The organism is Herbaspirillum sp. LeCh32-8 (assembly GCF_017814915.1).
Classification (GTDB): Bacteria; Pseudomonadota; Gammaproteobacteria; order Burkholderiales; family Burkholderiaceae_D; genus Herbaspirillum.
Genome location: NZ_JAGIPZ010000003.1, coordinates 178,381 through 196,565, shown reverse-complemented (window position 1 = coordinate 196,565; position 18,185 = coordinate 178,381). Strand labels below are relative to the sequence as shown.

At 64.7% G+C, this 18,185-nt stretch carries 15 protein-coding genes; 9 read left to right on the top strand and 6 right to left on the bottom strand.

Features of this window, described 5'->3' with window-relative positions:
- Positions 1 to 124 precede the first annotated feature (124 nt).
- Positions 125 to 586 carry a putative quinol monooxygenase gene (locus tag J8I26_RS08615; protein WP_209606125.1) on the top strand — a complete coding sequence of 154 codons (462 nt, stop codon included), beginning with the start codon at positions 125 to 127 and terminating at the stop codon, positions 584 to 586.
- A gap of 155 nt (positions 587 to 741) precedes the next feature.
- On the opposite strand, the gene J8I26_RS08610 is transcribed toward J8I26_RS08615, so the two are convergent.
- Both J8I26_RS08610 and J8I26_RS08605 read right to left on the bottom strand, forming a co-directional pair.
- Positions 742 to 1,488 (bottom strand): response regulator, encoded by a 747-nt coding sequence (locus J8I26_RS08610; protein ID WP_209606123.1) that lies wholly within the window; start codon positions 1,486 to 1,488, stop codon positions 742 to 744.
- Positions 1,485 to 2,945 carry an ATP-binding protein gene (locus J8I26_RS08605; RefSeq protein WP_348635304.1) on the bottom strand — a complete coding sequence of 487 codons (1,461 nt, stop codon included), beginning with the start codon at positions 2,943 to 2,945 and terminating at the stop codon, positions 1,485 to 1,487. The genes J8I26_RS08610 and J8I26_RS08605 overlap by 4 nt, the downstream gene beginning before the upstream one ends.
- 198 nt (positions 2,946 to 3,143) lie before the next feature.
- Between J8I26_RS08605 and J8I26_RS08600 the strand changes: the two genes are divergently transcribed.
- From J8I26_RS08600 to J8I26_RS08590, 3 genes are read left to right on the top strand one after another with little or no spacing between them, the layout of a single operon-like run.
- Complete coding sequence (locus J8I26_RS08600; protein ID WP_209606121.1) at positions 3,144 to 4,442, top strand: efflux RND transporter periplasmic adaptor subunit; 1,299 nt, start codon at positions 3,144 to 3,146, stop codon at positions 4,440 to 4,442.
- A gap of 9 nt (positions 4,443 to 4,451) precedes the next feature.
- Positions 4,452 to 7,619 (top strand): efflux RND transporter permease subunit, encoded by a 3,168-nt coding sequence (locus tag J8I26_RS08595; protein WP_209606119.1) that lies wholly within the window; start codon positions 4,452 to 4,454, stop codon positions 7,617 to 7,619.
- The gene (locus J8I26_RS08590) at positions 7,619 to 9,121 is read left to right on the top strand and encodes an efflux transporter outer membrane subunit (RefSeq protein ID WP_280868622.1); all 1,503 of its coding nucleotides are present in this window, start codon (positions 7,619 to 7,621) and stop codon (positions 9,119 to 9,121) included. Before J8I26_RS08595 ends, J8I26_RS08590 begins: the two co-directional genes overlap by 1 nt.
- Before the next feature lie 365 nt (positions 9,122 to 9,486).
- Here J8I26_RS08590 and J8I26_RS08585 read toward each other — a convergent pair whose 3' ends face one another.
- From J8I26_RS08585 to J8I26_RS08570, 4 genes are all read right to left on the bottom strand, one after another.
- The gene (locus J8I26_RS08585; RefSeq protein WP_209606117.1) at positions 9,487 to 11,124 is read right to left on the bottom strand and encodes a methyl-accepting chemotaxis protein; all 1,638 of its coding nucleotides are present in this window, start codon (positions 11,122 to 11,124) and stop codon (positions 9,487 to 9,489) included.
- 314 nt (positions 11,125 to 11,438) lie between these two features.
- Positions 11,439 to 12,116 carry an MgtC/SapB family protein gene (locus J8I26_RS08580; RefSeq protein WP_209606440.1) on the bottom strand — a complete coding sequence of 226 codons (678 nt, stop codon included), beginning with the start codon at positions 12,114 to 12,116 and terminating at the stop codon, positions 11,439 to 11,441.
- Positions 12,117 to 12,357: 241 nt separating this feature from the next.
- Entirely contained in the window at positions 12,358 to 12,807 is a 450-nt protein-coding gene (locus J8I26_RS08575; RefSeq protein WP_209606115.1) for a nuclear transport factor 2 family protein, read from the bottom strand.
- Between the two features lie 69 nt (positions 12,808 to 12,876).
- Positions 12,877 to 13,680: a FadR/GntR family transcriptional regulator gene (locus J8I26_RS08570; protein ID WP_209606113.1), complete on the bottom strand. Its 804-nt coding sequence runs from the start codon at positions 13,678 to 13,680 to the stop codon at positions 12,877 to 12,879.
- A gap of 217 nt (positions 13,681 to 13,897) precedes the next feature.
- Here J8I26_RS08570 and J8I26_RS08565 point away from each other — a divergent pair, with 217 nt between their 5' ends.
- From J8I26_RS08565 to J8I26_RS08545, 5 genes are all read left to right on the top strand, one after another.
- On the top strand, positions 13,898 to 14,749 hold the full coding sequence (locus J8I26_RS08565; RefSeq protein ID WP_209606111.1) for an NAD(P)-dependent oxidoreductase: 852 nt from the start codon (positions 13,898 to 13,900) through the stop codon (positions 14,747 to 14,749).
- 312 nt (positions 14,750 to 15,061) lie between these two features.
- Positions 15,062 to 15,880 carry an amino acid ABC transporter permease gene (locus J8I26_RS08560; RefSeq protein ID WP_209606109.1) on the top strand — a complete coding sequence of 273 codons (819 nt, stop codon included), beginning with the start codon at positions 15,062 to 15,064 and terminating at the stop codon, positions 15,878 to 15,880.
- A complete protein-coding gene (locus J8I26_RS08555; protein WP_209606106.1) occupies positions 15,877 to 16,530 on the top strand; it encodes an amino acid ABC transporter permease in 654 nt (217 codons plus the stop codon). Before J8I26_RS08560 ends, J8I26_RS08555 begins: the two co-directional genes overlap by 4 nt.
- Positions 16,514 to 17,296 carry an amino acid ABC transporter ATP-binding protein gene (locus J8I26_RS08550; protein ID WP_209606104.1) on the top strand — a complete coding sequence of 261 codons (783 nt, stop codon included), beginning with the start codon at positions 16,514 to 16,516 and terminating at the stop codon, positions 17,294 to 17,296. Before J8I26_RS08555 ends, J8I26_RS08550 begins: the two co-directional genes overlap by 17 nt.
- Positions 17,297 to 17,371: 75 nt before the next feature.
- Positions 17,372 to 18,169 (top strand): transporter substrate-binding domain-containing protein, encoded by a 798-nt coding sequence (locus J8I26_RS08545; protein ID WP_209606102.1) that lies wholly within the window; start codon positions 17,372 to 17,374, stop codon positions 18,167 to 18,169.
- Positions 18,170 to 18,185 lie beyond the last annotated feature (16 nt).

The following is an 18,185-nucleotide window of genomic DNA, read 5'->3' as shown; positions in this document are numbered from 1 at the left end:
CGATCGCTCAAAAAAGCCCGCACATGTGCGGGCTTTTTTTATTGGCGCAATCGATTCAGGCAGTGCCCGCTTCGCGGGTCTGTGTGCGCGCGTCTGTCCTATCGGGCGATGGCGGAGCGCGTTGTTGAAAGCGCCATTCATTTTCGAAGTATTCCCAAATATTCCTTCCGTTGCAGGATCCGGGCGTCGTGTGCAGGGGATGCGCTCTAGGATGGCCGCCATTCGTCTTTGTCGAAAGACGTTGCCTCGGCTCACCACAGTCATCAACCCCTTGAAGAAAGATCGCATGCCTATTCTCATCGTCAAAGCCAACATCCTTGCCGGCCGGCACAACGCGCTGCGCGAGTCGGCGCAAACCTTGCAATCGCATACCTTGCCCGAAGACGGCTGCATCAGGTACGAGCCGCATATCGCCGGCGACACCTTCATCCTGCTGGAACAGTGGCGCGACCAGGCCAGCCTCGATGCGCACTTGAATACAGCGCACATTGCCCTGTATCTGCCGCAGATCCGTGCCTGCATCGAAGACGGCCTGCTGGATGTGCAAATGATCGAACCCAAGTCCGTCAGCGAGATGCGCGTTTGACTTGGCGCCTAAGGGGCAGGCCGGTCGCCTGCCGCACGTGGTCAGCGTACTTCGGATCGCACGCTGGTCTTCCCGAAAAAAAGCCCGCACATACGCGGGCTTTTTTTCATGGAAAGGACAACACGGCTGTCGCAGATGCGAAGCCTGTGCGAGGTTCATTCCGCCATCTTCGGCAATTCGAAACTGTAACCCACGCCATACACCGCCTGGATCGCGTTGTGTCCAGGGAAGCAGGGTTCCAGCTTGCGGCGCAGGTTCTTGATGTGGGTGTCGATGGCGCGATCGGTGACCGAGCGGTATTCGTCGTGCAGGTGGTTCAGCAACTGCTCGCGCGAGAATACTTGTCCGGGGGCGGCGGCGAACACCTTGAGCAGGCGGAACTCCAGCGGCGTGAGGTTGAGCGCCTCGCCGCGTACGCTGGCCTGGCGGCGCGCGTCGTCAATCGCCAACAGCGCGTCCGGGGCCGCCGGCGCTTCGCCGGCGCTGCGCTGCAGCTGGCTGAGATGGGCGTTCCTGCGCAGCATCGACTTCACGCGCGCGACGATTTCGCGCGGCGAGAACGGCGCCTTGCTGATGTAGTCGTCGGCGCCCAGTTCCAGGCCGCGCAGGCGGTCTTCTTCTTCAGCGCGCGCGGTCAGCATCAGCACCGGTACGTCGGAAAATTCACGTAGTTGACGACACACCTCCCAGCCGTCCATGCCAGGCAGCATGATGTCCAGCAGCACCAGGTCGGGGCGTCTGGCGCGCACCGCCGGCACCGCTTCGTCGCCGCGCGCGACATGGCGCGAGGCATAGCCGGCGGCGGCCAAATACTTTTGCAGCAGCTCGGCCAGCTTGGGTTCGTCTTCGACGATCAGGATATCGGCGCTGGCCGGCGCCTCGAATTGGAATGCTTCGCTCATGCCGTCACCTTGGTCGTCGCGTAGCCGGCCGGCAGCGTGATCGTGATGCGCAGTCCGCCCAGCGGCGAGGCTTCGGCGGCGATGCTGCCGGCGTGCGCCTCGACGATGCGACGACAGATCGCCAGGCCCAGACCGGCGCCGCCGCTGGCGCGGTTGCGCGAGGCCTCGACCCGGAAGAAGCGCTCGAACAGCCGCGCCAGCGCCGGCGCTTCGACGCCGGGCGCGCTGTCGTCGAAGATCACGATCCAGCGTTGCTGTTCCAGCCGGCATTGCAGCTGCAGGCGGCCGCCGGCGTCGGTGTAGCGCAGGCTGTTCTCGAACAGGTTGTTGAACAGCTGCTGCAGGCGCGCGCCATCGGCGTGCAGCGGCATCGCCTCGGGCAATTGCGCGGTGAGGTCGAGGCCGCCCTTGCGGAAGCGTTCTTCATAGATCTGTACGGTGTCGCGCAGGATGGGTGCGAGGTCGAGGTCGGTCTTGCGATAGGCCAGTGCGCCGGCGTCGGCCAGCGACAAATCGTAGAGATCGCCAACCAGCTTGTTGAGATGGTCGACCTCGCTCTTGAGCGAGCGGATGGTCTGCTCGTCGGGCTGCAGCACGCCGTCCTCCAGCGCCTCCAGCTGACCGTTGAGAATGCCCAGCGGCGTGCGCAGCTCGTGCGAGACGTCGGCCATGAATTCGCGGCGCAGTTTCTCGTTGCGCTCCAGGGTGATGGCCAGCTGGTTGAAGTCCTGCGCCAGGCGGCCGACCTCGTCGCCGGATTCGACCTCGACCCGGATCGCGTAGTCGCCGCCGGCCAGACGGTGGGTAGCGCGCGCCACGCGCGTCAGCGGCCGGGTCAGCACGCCGGAGATGCGCACCACCATGAAGGCGGCCAGCATGATGGCGACCACCGCGATGATGATCTGCGCAAGAAACTGGCTCTGCTGGAAACGCAGGTCGACCGCGCCGATCACGCTCTCGAAGGGCGTCTGCGCGATCCAGCCGACGATGGCGTCGTCCTGCAGCAGCGGGCGCAGGCGCGCATCGGGGCCGACGTTGGGATAGCCGATCACGAACTTGCGGTTGGCGTCCAGCAGCGAGAAGCGCAGTGTGGCGCCGGTCAGGTCGGACGGCGTGAAAGTGGGGCCGGGCGTGGGCGTGGCGCCGTTGTGTTCGAGGATGGCCGGCTTCATCAGCTCGAACCAGATGCGCGGGTTGTTGCGGATGAAGTCCCAGCTGCCGTTCTCGCGGTAGGCCTGCTCCACGCGCGGGACCATGTCTTCCATGCGCTGTTGCGCCTGCTCGTTCAGGTAACCCAGGAAGTCGCGCGTGAAGATGTAGTGGCCGGCGCCGTTGATGGCTGCGATCAGCGCCACGATCAGCGCCAGCATCGCGTAGAACAGCTTCAGGCGAATGTTGGCGCGATAGAAGAAGCGATCGGTCAGATCGGCGATCCGGGTGACGGGAAACTTGGACACGGCAGCTTGTAAAGAAAGAAACTCCGCATGCGCGGGAAGCCGCCAGCTTATCAAGATAAGTCGCCGCGGTGGCCGCTTGTTGTAAATGAAGGTTTGCTCAAATTTCCTTCACATTTGGTTTTTATCATGCAAGGTCCGATAGCTCATAGCGCCCGGACCTTGCCGATTTCAAGCGGGGAAACGGGCAGAAAGTCGACGATGCCCAACAAGAACATTTCTCCCCGCACCACGCATTCCCTCGCCGCGCCGGCGCGCCTGCTGATGGCGCTGACCCTGGCCGTAGCGCTGGCGGCCTGCTCCAAGCCCGGCAACCAGCAGCCGCAGGCCCAGGCCGAAGTCGGTTACGTGGTGGTCAAGGCCCAGCGCCAGGCCGTCACCACCGAGCTGCCCGGCCGCACGACCGCTTATCTGGCCGCCGACATCCGCCCGCAGGTGGGCGGCATTATCCAGAAGCGCCTGTTCAAGGAAGGCGCCAATGTGAAGGCCGGCCAGCCGCTGTACCAGATCGACGCCTCCAGCTACCAGGCCGCGTATGACAGCGCCAAGGCGTCGCTGCTGAAGGCCGAGGCCACGCTGGCATCGTCCAAGCTCAAGGCCCAGCGCTATGCCGAGCTGGACAAGATCGACGCCGTCTCCAAGCAGGACAACGACGACGCCCAGAGCACGCTGCGCCAGAACCAGGCCGACGTCGAAGTGCAAAAGGCGGCCGTGAAGACTGCGGCGATCAACCTGGAATACACCAAGATTTTGTCGCCGATCTCCGGCCGCATCGAGAAGTCCAGCGTGACGCCGGGCGCGCTGGTGACCGCCAGCCAGACCACCGCGCTGACCACGGTGCAGAAGATCGATCCGATCTACGTCGACGTCACCCAATCCACCGTGGATCTGCTGCGCCTGCGTCGTGAGCTGGCCAGCGGCCAGATCAAGAAGAGCGGCGACAACTCGGCCCAGGTCAAGATCCTGCTGGAAGACGGTTCTACTTATGACCGCACCGGCAAGCTGGAATTTTCCGGCCTCTCGGTCGATACCGGCACCGGCATGATCACGCTGCGCGCGGTGGTGCCCAACCCGGACGGCATGCTGCTGCCGGGCTCCTATGTGCGCGCGGTGCTGGAAGAGGGCGTGGACGACAACGCGCTGCTGGTGCCGCAAAAGGCCGTCAGCCGCGACCAGACTGGCGCGGCCACCGCACTGGTGGTGGGCGCCGGCGGCAAGGTCGAGCAGCGCCTGGTGAGCGTGGCGCGCGCCGTGGGCAACAACTGGTGGGTGACCAAGGGCCTGGCCGAGGGCGACAAGCTGATCGTCGACGGCCTGCAGAAGGTGCGCACCGGCGACACCCCGCGCGCCATCGACATCACCGATACGCTGAAGAAGGACCTGGCGCGCGAAGCTGCCGCTGCGGCTGCCGATCCCTCGCTGGGCGGCGGTTCCAAAAACGGCGACGACGCCGCCAACGCTACCAACGCAGGCAACGCCGCCGGCGCCGCCGCGAAGTAAGGGGCGCACATGGCACGTTTCTTTATCGACCGGCCCATCTTCGCGTGGGTCATCGCCATCATTATCATGCTGGGCGGGATGATGTCCATCCGCTCGTTGTCGCTGGAGCAGTATCCCGACATCGCGCCGCCCAAGGTCAACATCAAGGCCACCTACACCGGCGCCTCGGCCAAGACCCTGGAAGACTCGGTCACCCAGGTGATCGAGCAGCAGATGAAAGGCCTGGACAACCTGCAGTACATGTCGGCCAGCTCCAGCTCCGCCGGCACCGCCACCGTCTCGCTGACCTTCACCGCCGGCACCAATCCGGACGTGGCGCAGATGCAGGTGCAGAACAAGCTGCAGCAGGTCACCGCGCGCCTGCCGCAGGCTGTGCAGAACAACGGCGTGACGGTGACCAAGGCGTCCACCGACATCCTGATGGTGCTGTCGCTGACCTCGGATGATCCGCGCATCACCAACATCGACATCGGCGACTTCATCAGCAGCACGCTGACCGACCAGATCAGTCGCGTCGAAGGCGTGGGCGACGTCACTGCCTTCGGCACCAACTACGCCATGCGCGTGTGGCTGGATCCGGCCAAGCTGCAGAAGTACGCGCTGATGCCCTCCGACGTCACCAGTGCGCTGGAAGCGCAGAACACTGAAGTCTCCGCCGGCGAGATCGGCGCGCTGCCGGCCGTGCCCGGCCAGCAGATCAACGCCACCATCACCGCCCGCAGCAAGCTGACCACACCGGACGAGTTCCGCGACATCATCGTGAAGTCGTCCTCCGACGGTTCGGTGGTCAAGTTGTCCGACGTGGCGCGCGTGGAGCTGGGCGGCGAAAGCTACCAGGTCGCCTCGCAGCAGAACGGCAAGCCGTCCTCGGCGCTGGCGATCCAGCTGGCCACCGGCGCCAACGCGCTGTCCACCGCCGACGCCGTGAAGAAGAAGATGGCCGAGCTCGAGCCCTACTTCCCGGCCTCGATGAAGCTCAAGACCAATGTCGCCTACGACACCACGCCGTTCGTGAAGGTGTCGCTGGAAGAAGTGGTCAAGACCCTGATCGAAGCCATCGTGCTGGTGGTGCTGATCATGTATCTGTTCCTGCAGAACATCCGCGCCACCTTCATTCCGGCCATTACGGTGCCGGTGGTGTTGCTGGGCACCTTCGGCATCCTGGCCATGTTCGGCTACTCGATCAATACGCTGACCATGTTCGGCATGGTGCTGGCAATCGGCCTGCTGGTGGACGATGCTATCGTGGTGGTGGAAAACGTCGAGCGTCTGATGACCGAGGAAAAACTCAGTCCCAAGGAAGCCACGCGCAAGTCCATGCAGGAAATCACCGGCGCGCTGGTCGGCATCGCCATGGTGCTGTCGGCGGTGTTCATCCCGATGGCCTTCTTCGGCGGCTCCACCGGCGTGATCTATCGCCAGTTCTCGATCACCATCGTCTCGGCCATGGCCCTGTCGGTGATGGTGGCCCTGACGCTGACGCCGGCGCTGTGCGCCACCATGTTGAAGCCGCATGACCCCAAGCATGTCCACAAGGGCCGCTTCTTCAGCTGGTTCAACCGCACCTTCGACCGCAACGCCGAGCGCTATCGCGGCGGCGTCGGCGGCCTGCTGAAGCGCGGCAAGCGCGGCCTGCTGATGTATGCGCTGATCGCCGTGGCGATGGCGGTGCTGTTCATGCGCCTGCCGACCTCCTTCCTGCCGGAGGAAGACCAGGGCGTGCTGATGGCGCAGATCCAGTTGCCCACCGGCGCCACCGCCGAGCAGACCACCGCGGTGGTGAAGACGGTGCAGGAATACTTCATGAACAAGCCGGAATCGGTGGATTCGGTGCTGGCCATCGTCGGCGCCGGCGTCGGCGGCAACAGCCAGAACGGCGCGCGCGCCTTCATCCGCCTGAAGGATTGGGACGATCGTCGCGGCGCCGGCCAGTCGGCCACCGAGCTGGTGCGCCGCGCCAACGCCGATCTGTCCAAGATCCGTGGCGCCCGCGTGTTCCTGATGAACCCCCCGGCGGTGCGCGGCCTGGGCCAGAGCTCCGGCTTCGACCTGGAGCTGAAGGACGTGGGCGGCGTCGGCCACGACCAGCTGCTGAAGGCGCGCGACCAGTTCCTGCAGCTGGCGCGCCAGAATCCGAAGCTGGCCAACGTGCGCGTCACCGGCCTGGACGACACGCCGCAGCTGCGCGTGGCCATCGACGACCGCAAGGCCGACGCGCTGTCGATCTCGACCTCGGACATCAACTCGACCCTGGCCACTGCCATGGGCGGCACCTACGTGAACGACTTCCTCAGCAACGGCCGGGTGAAGAAGGTGTACGTCATGGGCGACCGTCAGTTCCGCATGCAGACCGAAGACCTGAACCGCTGGTTCGTGCGTAATTCGGACAGCCAGATGGTGCCGTTCTCGGCCTTCATGAGCAGCAAGTGGACCTTCGGCCCGTCGCTGCTGGAACGCTACAACGGCGTGTCCTCCTTCGAGATCGTGGGGGAACCGGCGGCCGGCGTGAGCTCGGGCGACGCCATGAACGAAGTGCAGAAACTGGTCGGCCAGCTGCCCGCCGGCGTGGGCTTCGAATGGACCGGCGCGTCCTACCAGGAACGCCTGTCGGGCAACCAGGCGCCGATGCTGTACGCGATCTCCATCCTGTTCGTGTTCCTCTGCCTGGCCGCGCTGTATGAGAGCTGGTCGGTGCCGTTCGCGGTGATCCTCGCGGTGCCGCTGGGCATCATCGGCACGGTGCTGCTGACCGGCCTGTTCGGCATGTCCAACGACGTCTACTTCCAGGTCGGCCTGCTGACCACGGTGGGCTTGTCGGCCAAGAACGCGATCCTGATCGTGGAGTTCGCCAAGCAGTTGCACGAATCCGGCAAGAGCCTGTGGGATGCGACGCTGGAGGCGGTGCAACTGCGCCTGCGTCCGATCCTGATGACCTCGCTGGCCTTCATGATGGGCGTGCTGCCGCTGGCGATCGCCGTCGGCGCCGGCTCGGCCAGCCGCCGCGCGATCGGCACCGGCGTGTTGGGCGGCATGTTGTCGGCCACCCTGCTGGGCATCTTCTTCGTGCCGCTGTTCTATTACCTGATCGGGTCCTGGCTGGACCGCCGCGCTGCCAAGAAGGCAGGCAAGGGCGACGACGGCCATGGCGATCAATCCATGCAAAAGGAGGGCGTGTGATGGCTATCACCCAAGCGCTCGACAACAAGAAAATCTCTCTGCAACGTACGGTGCTGGCGCTGACGCTGGCCAGCGCCCTGGCCGGTTGCGCCAACCTGGCGCCGGACTACAAGCAACCCGCCGCGCCGGTGCCGGCCAACTGGTCGCAACAGGTCGACGGCAAGCAGGTGGTCGCCGCCGCCGGCGCCAAGTCAGCGCAAAACGTCGAGGCCGACGGCATCGGCTGGCGCGAGTTCTTCCTCGACCCGCGCCTGCAGGAAGTGATCGCCGCATCGCTGCAGAACAACCGCGACCTGCGCGTGGCCGCGCTCAACATCGAGAAGGCGCGCGCGCAATACCGTATCACCGACGCCGACCGTTACCCGGCGATCTCGGCCACCGGCGGCAGCAGCGCCAGCCGCACGCCGGCCGAGCTGTCCTCCAGCGGCGTGGCCACGGTGTCGCGCCAGCAGAGCGTGACGGTGGGCATCAGCGCCTATGAGCTGGATTTCTTCGGTCGCCTGAAGAACCTGTCCGACGCTGCGCTGGAAACCTACCAGTACAACGTCGAGACCCGTCGCAGCACCCACATCAGCCTGGTGGCCGAAGTGGCGACCGCCTGGCTGACGCTGGCCTCCGACCAGGAGTTGAAGAAGCTGGCCGAGGACACCTACGCCAGTCAGTCGCGCACCTTTGAATTGAGCCGCCGCAGTCACGACATCGGCACCGTCTCCGGCGTCGACCTGGCCAGCCAGGAGGCCACGGTGGAGTCGGCCCGCGCCGACGTCGCCAGGTACACCAGCCAGGTCGCGCAGGATATCAACGCGCTGCGCCTGCTGGTGGGCGCCGACCTGGACGAGAAGTGGTTGCCGCAAGGCCTGCCGCAAACTGCCAGCGTGCTGCCGGCGATGCCCGCCGACCTGCCTTCTGAAGTGCTGCTGCGTCGTCCCGACGTGCTGGCCGCCGAGCACACGCTGAAGTCGGCCAATGCCGACATCGGCGCCGCGCGCACGGCCTTCTTCCCCAGCATTACGCTGACGGCCAGCGGCGGCACCGCCAGCCGCACGCTGGGCGGCCTGTTCAAGGCCGGCAGCGGATCGTGGAGCTTCGCGCCGTCGATCAACCTGCCGATCTTCAATGCCGGCAGCCTGCGCGCCAGCCTGGACTCGGCCAAGATCACGCGCGACATCGACGTGGCCAACTACGAGAAGGCGATCCAGACCGCCTTCCGCGAGGTGGCCGATGCGCTGGCCGTGCGCGCCACGCTGGACCAGCGACTGGATGCGCAGGGCAAGTCCACCGCCGCCAGCGAAAAGTCGTTCCGCCTGTCCGAGGCCCGCTACAAGAACGGCATCGACAGCTACCTGACCACGCTGGTGGCGCAGCGCACGCTGTACTCGGCGCAGCAGACGCTGATCTCGCTGCGACTGACCGAGCAGAGCAACCGCATCACCTTGTACAAGGTGCTGGGCGGCGGCTGGAACGAGCAGACGCAGACGCCGGCGGCGAAGCCGGCGTCGTGAGCGGCGGGGCGTAACGACACTGGATCCCGGCCTGCGCCGGGACGACGCTGAAGAGGTCCTTGACCCTTCACCCGGTCGATCCCACCTGTGACTTGTCGTCCCTGCGAAAACAGGGAGCCGGCGTCGTTCTCAGCGCTCCTCCGGCGCCTGGGACAGTCAATGCGATCACGTCGCTGGGTTCCTGCTTTCGCAGGAACGACACGCAAGAGATGGCTTGATTCACCGCTGGTTGGAGTTCATCCACTTGCCGTCGTCCCTGCGAAAGCGGGGACCCAGCATCGTTCGTCGCGCCTCACCCGCGCCGACAGCAACAAAAGAAAACGGCCCGCAAGCGCGGGCCGTTTTTCATTGCCGGGCGAACCCGATCAGCTCGATCCGATGCGCTTTTGCACAGGCGCGCCGTCGACATCGACGATGTGCGCCTCGGTATCGACCACGTCGCCGTCCATCTGCGCCTGGCTCAACTTGAAGGCGCCGACCAGCCGCGTGAGGTGTTCGGCCTGCTGACTCATCGACTGTGAGGCGGCCGCCGCTTCCTCGACCAGCGCGGCGTTTTGCTGGGTGTTCTCGTCCAACAGTGCGATAGCGTCGTTGACGGCGTGGATGCCGGTACTCTGGGCGGCGCTGGCGGCGCTGATCTCGCCCACGATGGCGGTCACGCGCTGCACGCTGGTCACCACTTCACCCATGGTGTCGCCGGCTTCCTGCACCAGGCGGCTGCCGTCGGCCACGCTGGCCACCGAGCTGTCGATCAGTTCCTTGATCTCCTTGGCCGCAGCCGCCGAGCGTTGCGCCAGCGAGCGCACTTCGGAGGCGACGACCGCGAAGCCGCGGCCCTGTTCGCCGGCGCGCGCGGCTTCCACTGCGGCGTTCAGGGCGAGGATGTTGGTCTGGAAGGCGATGCCGTCGATCACGCCGATGATGTCCACGATCTTGCGCGAGGAGTCGTCGATCACGCCCATGGTGCTCACTACCTGGTTCACCACCGCGCCGCCCTTGGCGGCGATGCTGGAGGCCGAGTTGGCCAGCTGGTTGGCCTGCTGCGCGTTTTCGGCGTTGCGGCGCACGGCCTGGGTCAGGTCGTCCAGCGCGGCCACGGTCTTCTCCAGGGTTTCGGCCTGGTGTTCGGTACGCTCGGACAGGTTCTGGTTGCCGATGGCGATCTCCGAGGATGCCCCGGCGATGGTGTCGGTGCCGATACGCACCTGCTGCACCAGCGAGGCCAGCTTGTCGCGCATCAGGCGGATTTCGAAGAGCAGGCTGGAGGCGTCGTCGCGTCGGGTATCGACCGGCGTCGACAGTTCGCCGTGGGCGATGCGGCCGGCGATTTCCACCGCGTAGCGCGGCTCACCGCCGAGCTGGCCGACCAGGCTCTTGCGGATCAGCCAGGCGGTCGTCACCGACACGGCCAGGATGATCGCGGTACAGGCCATGATCAGCCGTAGCGAGCTGTCGAACAGGCCTTCGGCGAGGTCGCTGGCTTCTTCATTTTCCTTTTGCACCGACTTCAGCAGCACGTCGATGTCCTGCACGATCTGGCGTCGCAGCGGGCTGCATTCCTTGACCAGGAACACGCCGTACTCGGTCAGCTGGCCGGCCTCGCGGTATTTGCGCGGACGCTTGAGCTCTTCGGCCATGGCCAGCAGACCGGCCTTCACCTTGGCGAATTGGGCGTCGTTGCCGAATACGGTTTCCAGCTGCTTGCTGGCCTCCAGATACACCGCCTTCTGTTCGTCGAGGATGGCCAGCTCCTTCCTGGCGTCGGCGTCGTCCTGGAAAATGTAGGCGTTGCGCGCGGCCAGACCGGTCTGGTCCAGCGCTTCACGGGCGACGTACAGCGGCTCCAGCTTGGTGGCGCGCACCTGGTCTTGGTGCTTGACCGCGGCCGAGATGGAATTCATCCGCGAGAGCGCGAAGGAGACGAGGATCAGCATCAGGACGATCAAGATGCCAAAGCCCAGACGCAGCTGGGTTCCGATATTGAACCGGCTCAGGTAATTCATTTCAGTTCCGCCTATCAATTCTTTGGGAAAAGACGCCCAGGCAGGCCTGTTGGGGGGCGCGCCGGATTGGCTCTTCCTTTTTGTTGAACTCCGGCGGTTACCGATGATATCGGTCCCTCAAATCCCTCCGCCCGATGAGGTTGAATTGTAAAAGGGAACGATCGTTTTTCTATCGGGATTTTCCCTAAATGACGTGGTTTTCACGATGTTGGTGACAGATGGCGACAAATTGCTTGTGTATAGGAAAATTATTTACGAGTAATTGTGAGAATTTGGTGATTTTGCTCGCCGGTCGGATCCCCGGGGTGCCCCCCTCAATGAGCGGCGTAGTTGATCGAGCGGATGGCCTCGTGCGCCAGCAGCGTGCGCATGATCTGTTGCAGGTCGGCCGGGCGCAGATGCGTGAAGGTGAGCGTGACTTCATCGCAATCCTCCTGCACAGCCTTGCGCACGCTGAAGCCGTCTACCTGCCGCGCGCCGTCCCCCAGCGTGTCGCGCAGCAAGTCGGCATCGAACATGCCTGAGCGCACGAGCAGTTGCAGCTGGCGGTTTTCCTTGTCGGCGAAGTAGCGACGCTCCAGCTGTCGGATCCCGGCGAGGATCAACAGCACCAGCACAGTGCCCGCGATGCCGGCCTCATACATGCCGGCGCCGGTGGCCAGTCCGATCGCCGCGGCCGTCCACAAGCTGGCGGCGGTGGTCAGGCCGCGGATGATGTCCCCGCGCAGCAGGATCGAACCGGCGCCCAGAAAGCCGATGCCCGAGACGACCTGAGCCGCCATGCGGGAGGGATCCAGCACTACCTTGTCGGCCGTCAGAACGGAGAAAAAACCATAGGAGGAAACCAGCATGAACAGGCTCGCGCCCAAGCTGACCAGCATATGCGTGCGCAGCCCGGCCGAGCGGGAAAGTCGTTGTCGTTCGATCCCGATCACGCCGCCGAGCATCGCCGCGACCGCCAGTCTCAAGATCAGGTCCGTTGTCGAAATCATCATCGTGTTGCGCCTCGTCCGCCTTATGTGAAGGCTTGATTGACTGGGCACGGCATGAAATGATCCGGCGCGATATCGGAGCGGCGGCTATTTCGAGAAAAATAGAAAAATGATGATCAGGATGCCGTAATGAAGACGGGCAGCCTTCGCCGCCCGTCATGTGTTCTGCGTATTTCCTATTTCCTATTTCCTATTGCCTGCTGCGGCTGCCTGCGGTGACGGCAAGCAGCCGCGATCGCGCTCAGTTTGCCGGGCGCACAGCCTGGCGCGCCAGCAGCACCCAATGGCCATGCTGCTTCTGCCATACCTGCAGGACCTTGATGGTCACGTGGCCGGGCTTGCCGGAGTCATTGGTGTCGGCGTCCAGCGTGTGGCGCACGATGGCGTTGTCGCCGACTACCTTCACGGTCTGGTCCAGCAGCTTCATGTTGACGAAGTCGGAGGCGCCGGTCTTGAGGTCGTCGATGAACTCGGCCTGGGTTTGCACCTTGCCGCCGGAGTGGCCATAGCTCAGGTCTTTGGCGGTCAGCGCTTCCAGTTGCTTGAGGTCGGGATCGACCATCACTACGCGCAGCTTCTCGACGGCGGCCTCCACCGCCTGCTCGCCCTTGCCGGCGGCGGCGGCCGGGGCATTGGCGATCATCATGGTGCAGGCCAGGGCGCCGCAGAGCAGGGTGAATTTCTTGAACATCTCAGTCTCCTTGTTGTGGGGTGTTGCGGTTGAGTGAAGCAAAAAACGGGAATGGAAATCTCGGCGACCTCAGTTGGCCTCCTGCGCGCGGCGCAGGCGTTCGCGGCTGTTGGTGAGGTGGATGCGCATGGCCGCGCGCGCGAAGTCGGTGTCGCGCCGGGCGATGGCGTCGAAGATCTGTTCATGTTCGCGGTTCACGCGTTGCAGGTATTGGGTGAGCTGCTCGGCCGGGATGCGGCTGGAGGGCAGCCGCGTGCGCGGCAGGATGGTGGTGCCGAGGTAGTTGATGATCTCGGCGAAGTAGCGGTTGCCGGTGGCCTCGGCGATCTCCTGGTGGAAGCGGAAGTCGGGCGCCACCGTGGTCTCCGAGCGCGCCACGTTGCTGGCGAAATCGTCCAGCGCCGCGCGCATCACGGCCAGGTTGGCGTCGCTGCGTCGCGCTGCCGCCAGGCCCGCGGTCTCGGTCTCCAGGCTGATGCGCAGCTCCAGCACGGCCAGCACTTCGAAGGAGGTTTCCAGGTCGTCCGGGTCGAGCCGGAACATCGCCGGCGGACGCGGCTCCAGCACGAAGGTGCCGATGCCGTGGCGGGTCGCCACCAGGCCGGCCGCCTGCAGCCGCGACAGCGCCTCGCGCACCACGGTGCGGCTGACCTGGAACTGGCGCACGATCTCGGCCTCGGTGGGCAGCTTGTCGCCGGCACGCCAGTGCTGGGTCAGGATCAGTTGCTCGAGCGCCTGCACCAGCTCGCGCGAGAGGTTGCGCCGGCCCACGCTGCGGGCGACGCCGGTGGCTGGATCCGGATGCCGGCCGTTGGTCTCCGCGGCGCTGGTTCCGGTACGCTGCCCAGCCTCGGCAGCGAGGATATTTATCATTGTCGTGATCAAAGTTGGGGCCGGTTTTTCCCGGCCCGTTTGTTTCGTAGAAGCGACTTCCCGAATGCTATTGACAAGCTCTGACGCGCCGATAATAATCCGATCCAAGTGATATGACAACGTACAAGATTGAATTTGCCGGTTACTTGAAAAACCGGCAATTCCTTGCAGAGATCACACAACAAGAATAATTACAAACAATCAGGAGACAGCTCGTATGAGCGGAGAAAAAGACCCCGGCGCGTGGCAAACCGCGCGCTGTTCACGCCTCTTGCTGACCGGCGCCGCCGGCGGCGTGGGCCGTGCCCTGCGTCCCCGTCTGTCCGGCTTTGCCGACGCCGTGCGCGTGTCCGACCTGGCCGCGGCGATGGATGCGGCCGGCCCGGTGGCGCCGCATGAAGAAGCGCTGGCCTGCGACCTGGCCGACCGCGCCGCGGTCGACGCCATGGTGGCCGGTTGCGACGCCATCATCCACCTGGGAGGCGTGTCGGTAGAGCGTCCCTTCGAGGAAATCCTGGAAGGCAACATCAAGGGCGTGTTCCACATCTACGAAGCCGCGCGCCGCCACAAGGTCAAGCGCGTGATCTTCGCCAGCTCCAACCATGTGACCGGCTACTACCGCCAGGACGAGAAGATCGACGCGCGCGACCTGCGCCGTCCGGACGGCTATTACGGCCTGTCCAAGTCCTACGGCGAAGACATGGCTCAGTTCTACTTCGACCGCTACGGCGTGGAGACGGTGAGCATCCGCATCGGCTCCATCTTCCCGGAGGCCAAGGACCGCCGCATGATGGCCAGCTGGATGAGCCTGGACGACTTCGAGCAACTGCTGCGCCGCAGCCTGTTCACCCCCGGCGTGGGCCACACCGTGGTCTATGGCATGTCGGCCAATGCCCATACCTGGTGGGACAACCGCCATGCGGCGCACCTCGGCTACGCGCCCAAGGACAGCTCCGAGATCTTCCGCGCCAAGGTGGAAGCCCAGCCCAGGCCGGCGCCCACCGATCCGGTGGCGGTGCTGCAGGGGGGCGCCTTCACCACCGTGGGACCGTTCGACCCCCTGACCTGACGCAGCGCCGGCGCATGCATGCCCAAGGGCAGGCGGGGACGTCGTTTTTTCGGCTTGAATCGTATGTCGTCATACCACTTGAGTGCTGTAATGGCGTCATTTCCAGCTCCCCGGCATCCGCAGGCGTCACCGCAGCAACGGCAAGGCCAGCACAAATAGCACAACCAGCACTGTCCGCATCACCCGCATCACCGTTTTTGCAGCAAGGCAGCACCCGGAGCACCGGGCCGCCCGCACGCAGCAGGATCGCGCACGCGAGGACCGGGGTTTCCGGCAATGTCATTTCCGAGACCACTTGAATAACCGGCAGCCATGAACTTCACACTCGACTTCAGCAGTCTCGCGCCATATTGGCCCGTGTTCCTGCGCGGCGCGTGGCTGACGCTGAAGATGACCACCGTCGCAATCGTCGTCGGCGTCTCCATCGGCGTCATCGTCGCCTTCGCCAAGAACAGCAAGAATCGCCTCGTAGCCCGCGCCTGCGGCGCCTACATCGAGGCGGTGCGCAACACGCCGTTCCTGGTGCAGATCTTCCTTCTCTACTTCGGCCTGGCCAGCCTGGGCGTGCACATGCCCACCTTCGCCGCCGCCGTGCTGGCGATGATCATCAACATCGCCGCCTACGCCGCCGAGATCATCCGCGCCGGCATCGACTCGGTGCCGCGCGGGCAGATTGAGGCCGCCGAATGCCTGGGCCTGTCGGTCTGGCGCATCCGCTGGCACGTGATGCTGCAGCCGGCCATCGAGCGCGTCTACCCGGCGCTGACCAGCCAGTTCCTGCTGATGATGCAGGCCTCGGCGATGGCTTCGCAGATCTCGGCCGAAGAGCTGACCGCGATTGCCAACACCGTACAGTCCGACACCTTCCGCTCGCTGGAGACCTATATCGTCGTGGCCGGCCTCTACCTGGTGCTGTCGGTGCTGGTCAAGCTGCTGGCCTACGCCTTCGGCGAATACATCTTCAAGCGCCGCCGCACCATCCGCCGCGCCGCCGCACAGGCGCGCAGGAGCCCGGTGTCGCACATGGCGATGGCCAGCGTCGCCACCGCCGGCGCTGTGCCGGTGGCGCACGCGCCGTTCATCCACGGCGTCTCCCAGCCGCGCAATACTGTTGAAGGGAGCGCATCGTGATCGGCTCATTCTCCTGGACCCACCTGTTTTACCTGGTGCAGTCGATCGGCTGGACCCTGGTGCTCTCGGCGCTGGCCTTCGTGCTGGGCGGCATTGCCGGCTTCCTGGTGATGCTGGCGCGCATCTCGCCGCGCGCCTGGCTGCGCAACCCGGCCATCCTGTTCATCGAATGCATCCAGGGCATCCCGCTGCTGATCCTGCTGTTCATCGTCTATTTCGGCCTGTCGGTGTACGGCTTTGCGCTGCCCGCGCTGGTGGCCGCCGGCATCGCGATGATGGTGTACACCAGCGCCTATCTCGGCGACATCTGGCGCGGCTGCGTCGAGGCCATGCCGCGCCCGCAGTGGGAGGCCTCCGAATGCCTGTCGCTGACGCGCTGGCAGACGCTGCGCCTGGTGATCATTCCACAGGCTACGCGCCTGTCGCTGCCGCCCACCATCGGCTTTCTGGTGCAGCTGATCAAGATGACTTCGCTGGCCTCGGTGATCGGCTTCGTCGAGCTGACCCGCGCCGGCCAGATCATCAACAACTCGATTTTCCAGCCCTTCCTGGTATTTGCCCTGGTCGGGATCTTCTATTTCTTACTGTGCTACCCGCTGTCGCGCTGGAGCGCATCCATGGAGAGAAAGCTCAATGTCAGCAATCGCTAATCCCGAACCGGTGGTACACGCCGCTGCGCCGCAAGTGTCCCAGCCCATCGTCAAGGTCGACCAGATCTACAAGAGCTTCGGCGCCAACCAGGTGTTGAAGGGCGTGTCGTTCGAAGTGGGGCGCGGCGAGATGATCGCCATCATCGGCGCCTCCGGCTCCGGCAAGAGCACCGCGCTGCGCTGCATCGACCGGCTGGAGACGATCGACTCCGGCAGCATCGAGGTGGCCGGCATCCGCGTCGATGATCCCGACGTCGACCTGCACAAGCTGCGCCGCGAAGTGGGCATCGTGTTCCAGAGCTACAACCTGTTCCCGCACCTGACCGTGCTGGAAAACGTGATGCTGGCGCTGCGCCACGTGAAGATGCAAAACAAGGCCGAGGCGCAGAAGGTGGCGCTGGCGGCGCTGGCGCAGGTCGGCCTTGACGAGAAGGCCGGTGCCTATCCCGAGCAGCTCTCCGGCGGCCAGCAGCAGCGCGTGGCGATTGCGCGCTCGCTGGCGATGGCGCCCAAGGTCATGCTGTTCGACGAAGTTACCTCGGCGCTGGACCCGCAGCTGACCGGCGAAGTGCTGCGCGTGATGGAAGACCTCGCCGCCGGCGGCATGACCATGATCCTGGTCACGCACGAGATGAATTTCGCCAAGCGCGTGGCCGACCGCATCATCTACATGCACCAGGGCCGCGTGTGGGAAGTCGGCCCCGGCGAGATGCTGGACAACCCGCATACCCCCGAGCTGCAGGCCTTCCTCGCCGCCGACCTCTGACAAGCACCGACCGATCACGCAGCACCGCAGTTCTCACTAGAAGAAACATCCAACGTCACACACCGGAGACCTACCATGCAACTGAAGAAAATCTTTACCCGCACCTGCATCGCCGCGCTGATGTTCGGCGCCTTCGCCCACTCGGCCATGGCCGACCAGCTGGACGACATCAAGAAGGCCGGCAAGATTCGCGTGGCCATCGCCATGGGCACGCCGCTGTTCAGCTACGCCGACGACAAGCTGCAACCCACCGGCTCCGACGTCGACACCGCCAAGCAGCTGGCCCAGGACCTGGGCGTGCAGCTGGAGATCGTCTCCGTCACCAACGCCGCGCGCGTGCCGACGCTGCAAGCCAATCGTGCCGACATCGTGGTGGCCGACCTGTCGATCACCCCCGAGCGCCAGAAGGTGATCGACTTCTCGATTCCCTACGCCGTCATCAGCATCATCGTCGGCGGCCCCAAGAGCATGCAGATCAAAGACTATCCGGACCTGGCCGGTAAGCGCGTCGGCCTGACCCGCGCCACCGTCAACGACACCCTGACCACGCAGCAGGCCAAGGGCGCCGAGATCGTGCGCTATGAAGACGACGCCACGCTGATCACCTCGATGGTGACAGGCCAGGTGGAAGTCTTCTCCAGCACACCGTCCAACCTGCAGGAAATGCAGAAGAAGGCGCCGGGCAAGAACCTGGAGCTGAAGTTCGAACAGAAGGTGTTCGACCTGGGCATCGCGTTGAACAAGAACCAGCCGCGCCTGAAAGACTGGATCGACAACTGGGTCAAGACCAACATGAAGAACGGCAAGCTCAACGCCATGTACAAGAAGTACCACGGCCGCGACCTGCCGGCGTCGGTGCAGAACGTGCAGTAAGCATCAACGATATGAC

What these genes read in the sequence shown, in the direction of transcription:
- J8I26_RS08575 (WP_209606115.1), bottom strand. Translation starts at nt 12,807, where the DNA reads ATGTTCAAGAAATTCACCCTGCTCTGCGGCGCCCTGGCCTGCACCATG.
- J8I26_RS08580 (WP_209606440.1), bottom strand. Translation starts at nt 12,116, where the DNA reads ATGATTTCGACAACGGACCTGATCTTGAGACTGGCGGTCGCGGCGATG.
- J8I26_RS08545 (WP_209606102.1), top strand. Translation starts at nt 17,372, where the DNA reads ATGCAACTGAAGAAAATCTTTACCCGCACCTGCATCGCCGCGCTGATG.
- J8I26_RS08590 (WP_280868622.1), top strand. Translation starts at nt 7,619, where the DNA reads ATGGCTATCACCCAAGCGCTCGACAACAAGAAAATCTCTCTGCAACGT.
- J8I26_RS08560 (WP_209606109.1), top strand. Translation starts at nt 15,062, where the DNA reads ATGAACTTCACACTCGACTTCAGCAGTCTCGCGCCATATTGGCCCGTG.
- J8I26_RS08610 (WP_209606123.1), bottom strand. Translation starts at nt 1,488, where the DNA reads ATGAGCGAAGCATTCCAATTCGAGGCGCCGGCCAGCGCCGATATCCTG.
- J8I26_RS08600 (WP_209606121.1), top strand. Translation starts at nt 3,144, where the DNA reads ATGCCCAACAAGAACATTTCTCCCCGCACCACGCATTCCCTCGCCGCG.
- J8I26_RS08585 (WP_209606117.1), bottom strand. Translation starts at nt 11,124, where the DNA reads ATGAATTACCTGAGCCGGTTCAATATCGGAACCCAGCTGCGTCTGGGC.
- J8I26_RS08570 (WP_209606113.1), bottom strand. Translation starts at nt 13,680, where the DNA reads ATGATAAATATCCTCGCTGCCGAGGCTGGGCAGCGTACCGGAACCAGC.
- J8I26_RS08550 (WP_209606104.1), top strand. Translation starts at nt 16,514, where the DNA reads ATGTCAGCAATCGCTAATCCCGAACCGGTGGTACACGCCGCTGCGCCG.
- J8I26_RS08595 (WP_209606119.1), top strand. Translation starts at nt 4,452, where the DNA reads ATGGCACGTTTCTTTATCGACCGGCCCATCTTCGCGTGGGTCATCGCC.
- J8I26_RS08565 (WP_209606111.1), top strand. Translation starts at nt 13,898, where the DNA reads ATGAGCGGAGAAAAAGACCCCGGCGCGTGGCAAACCGCGCGCTGTTCA.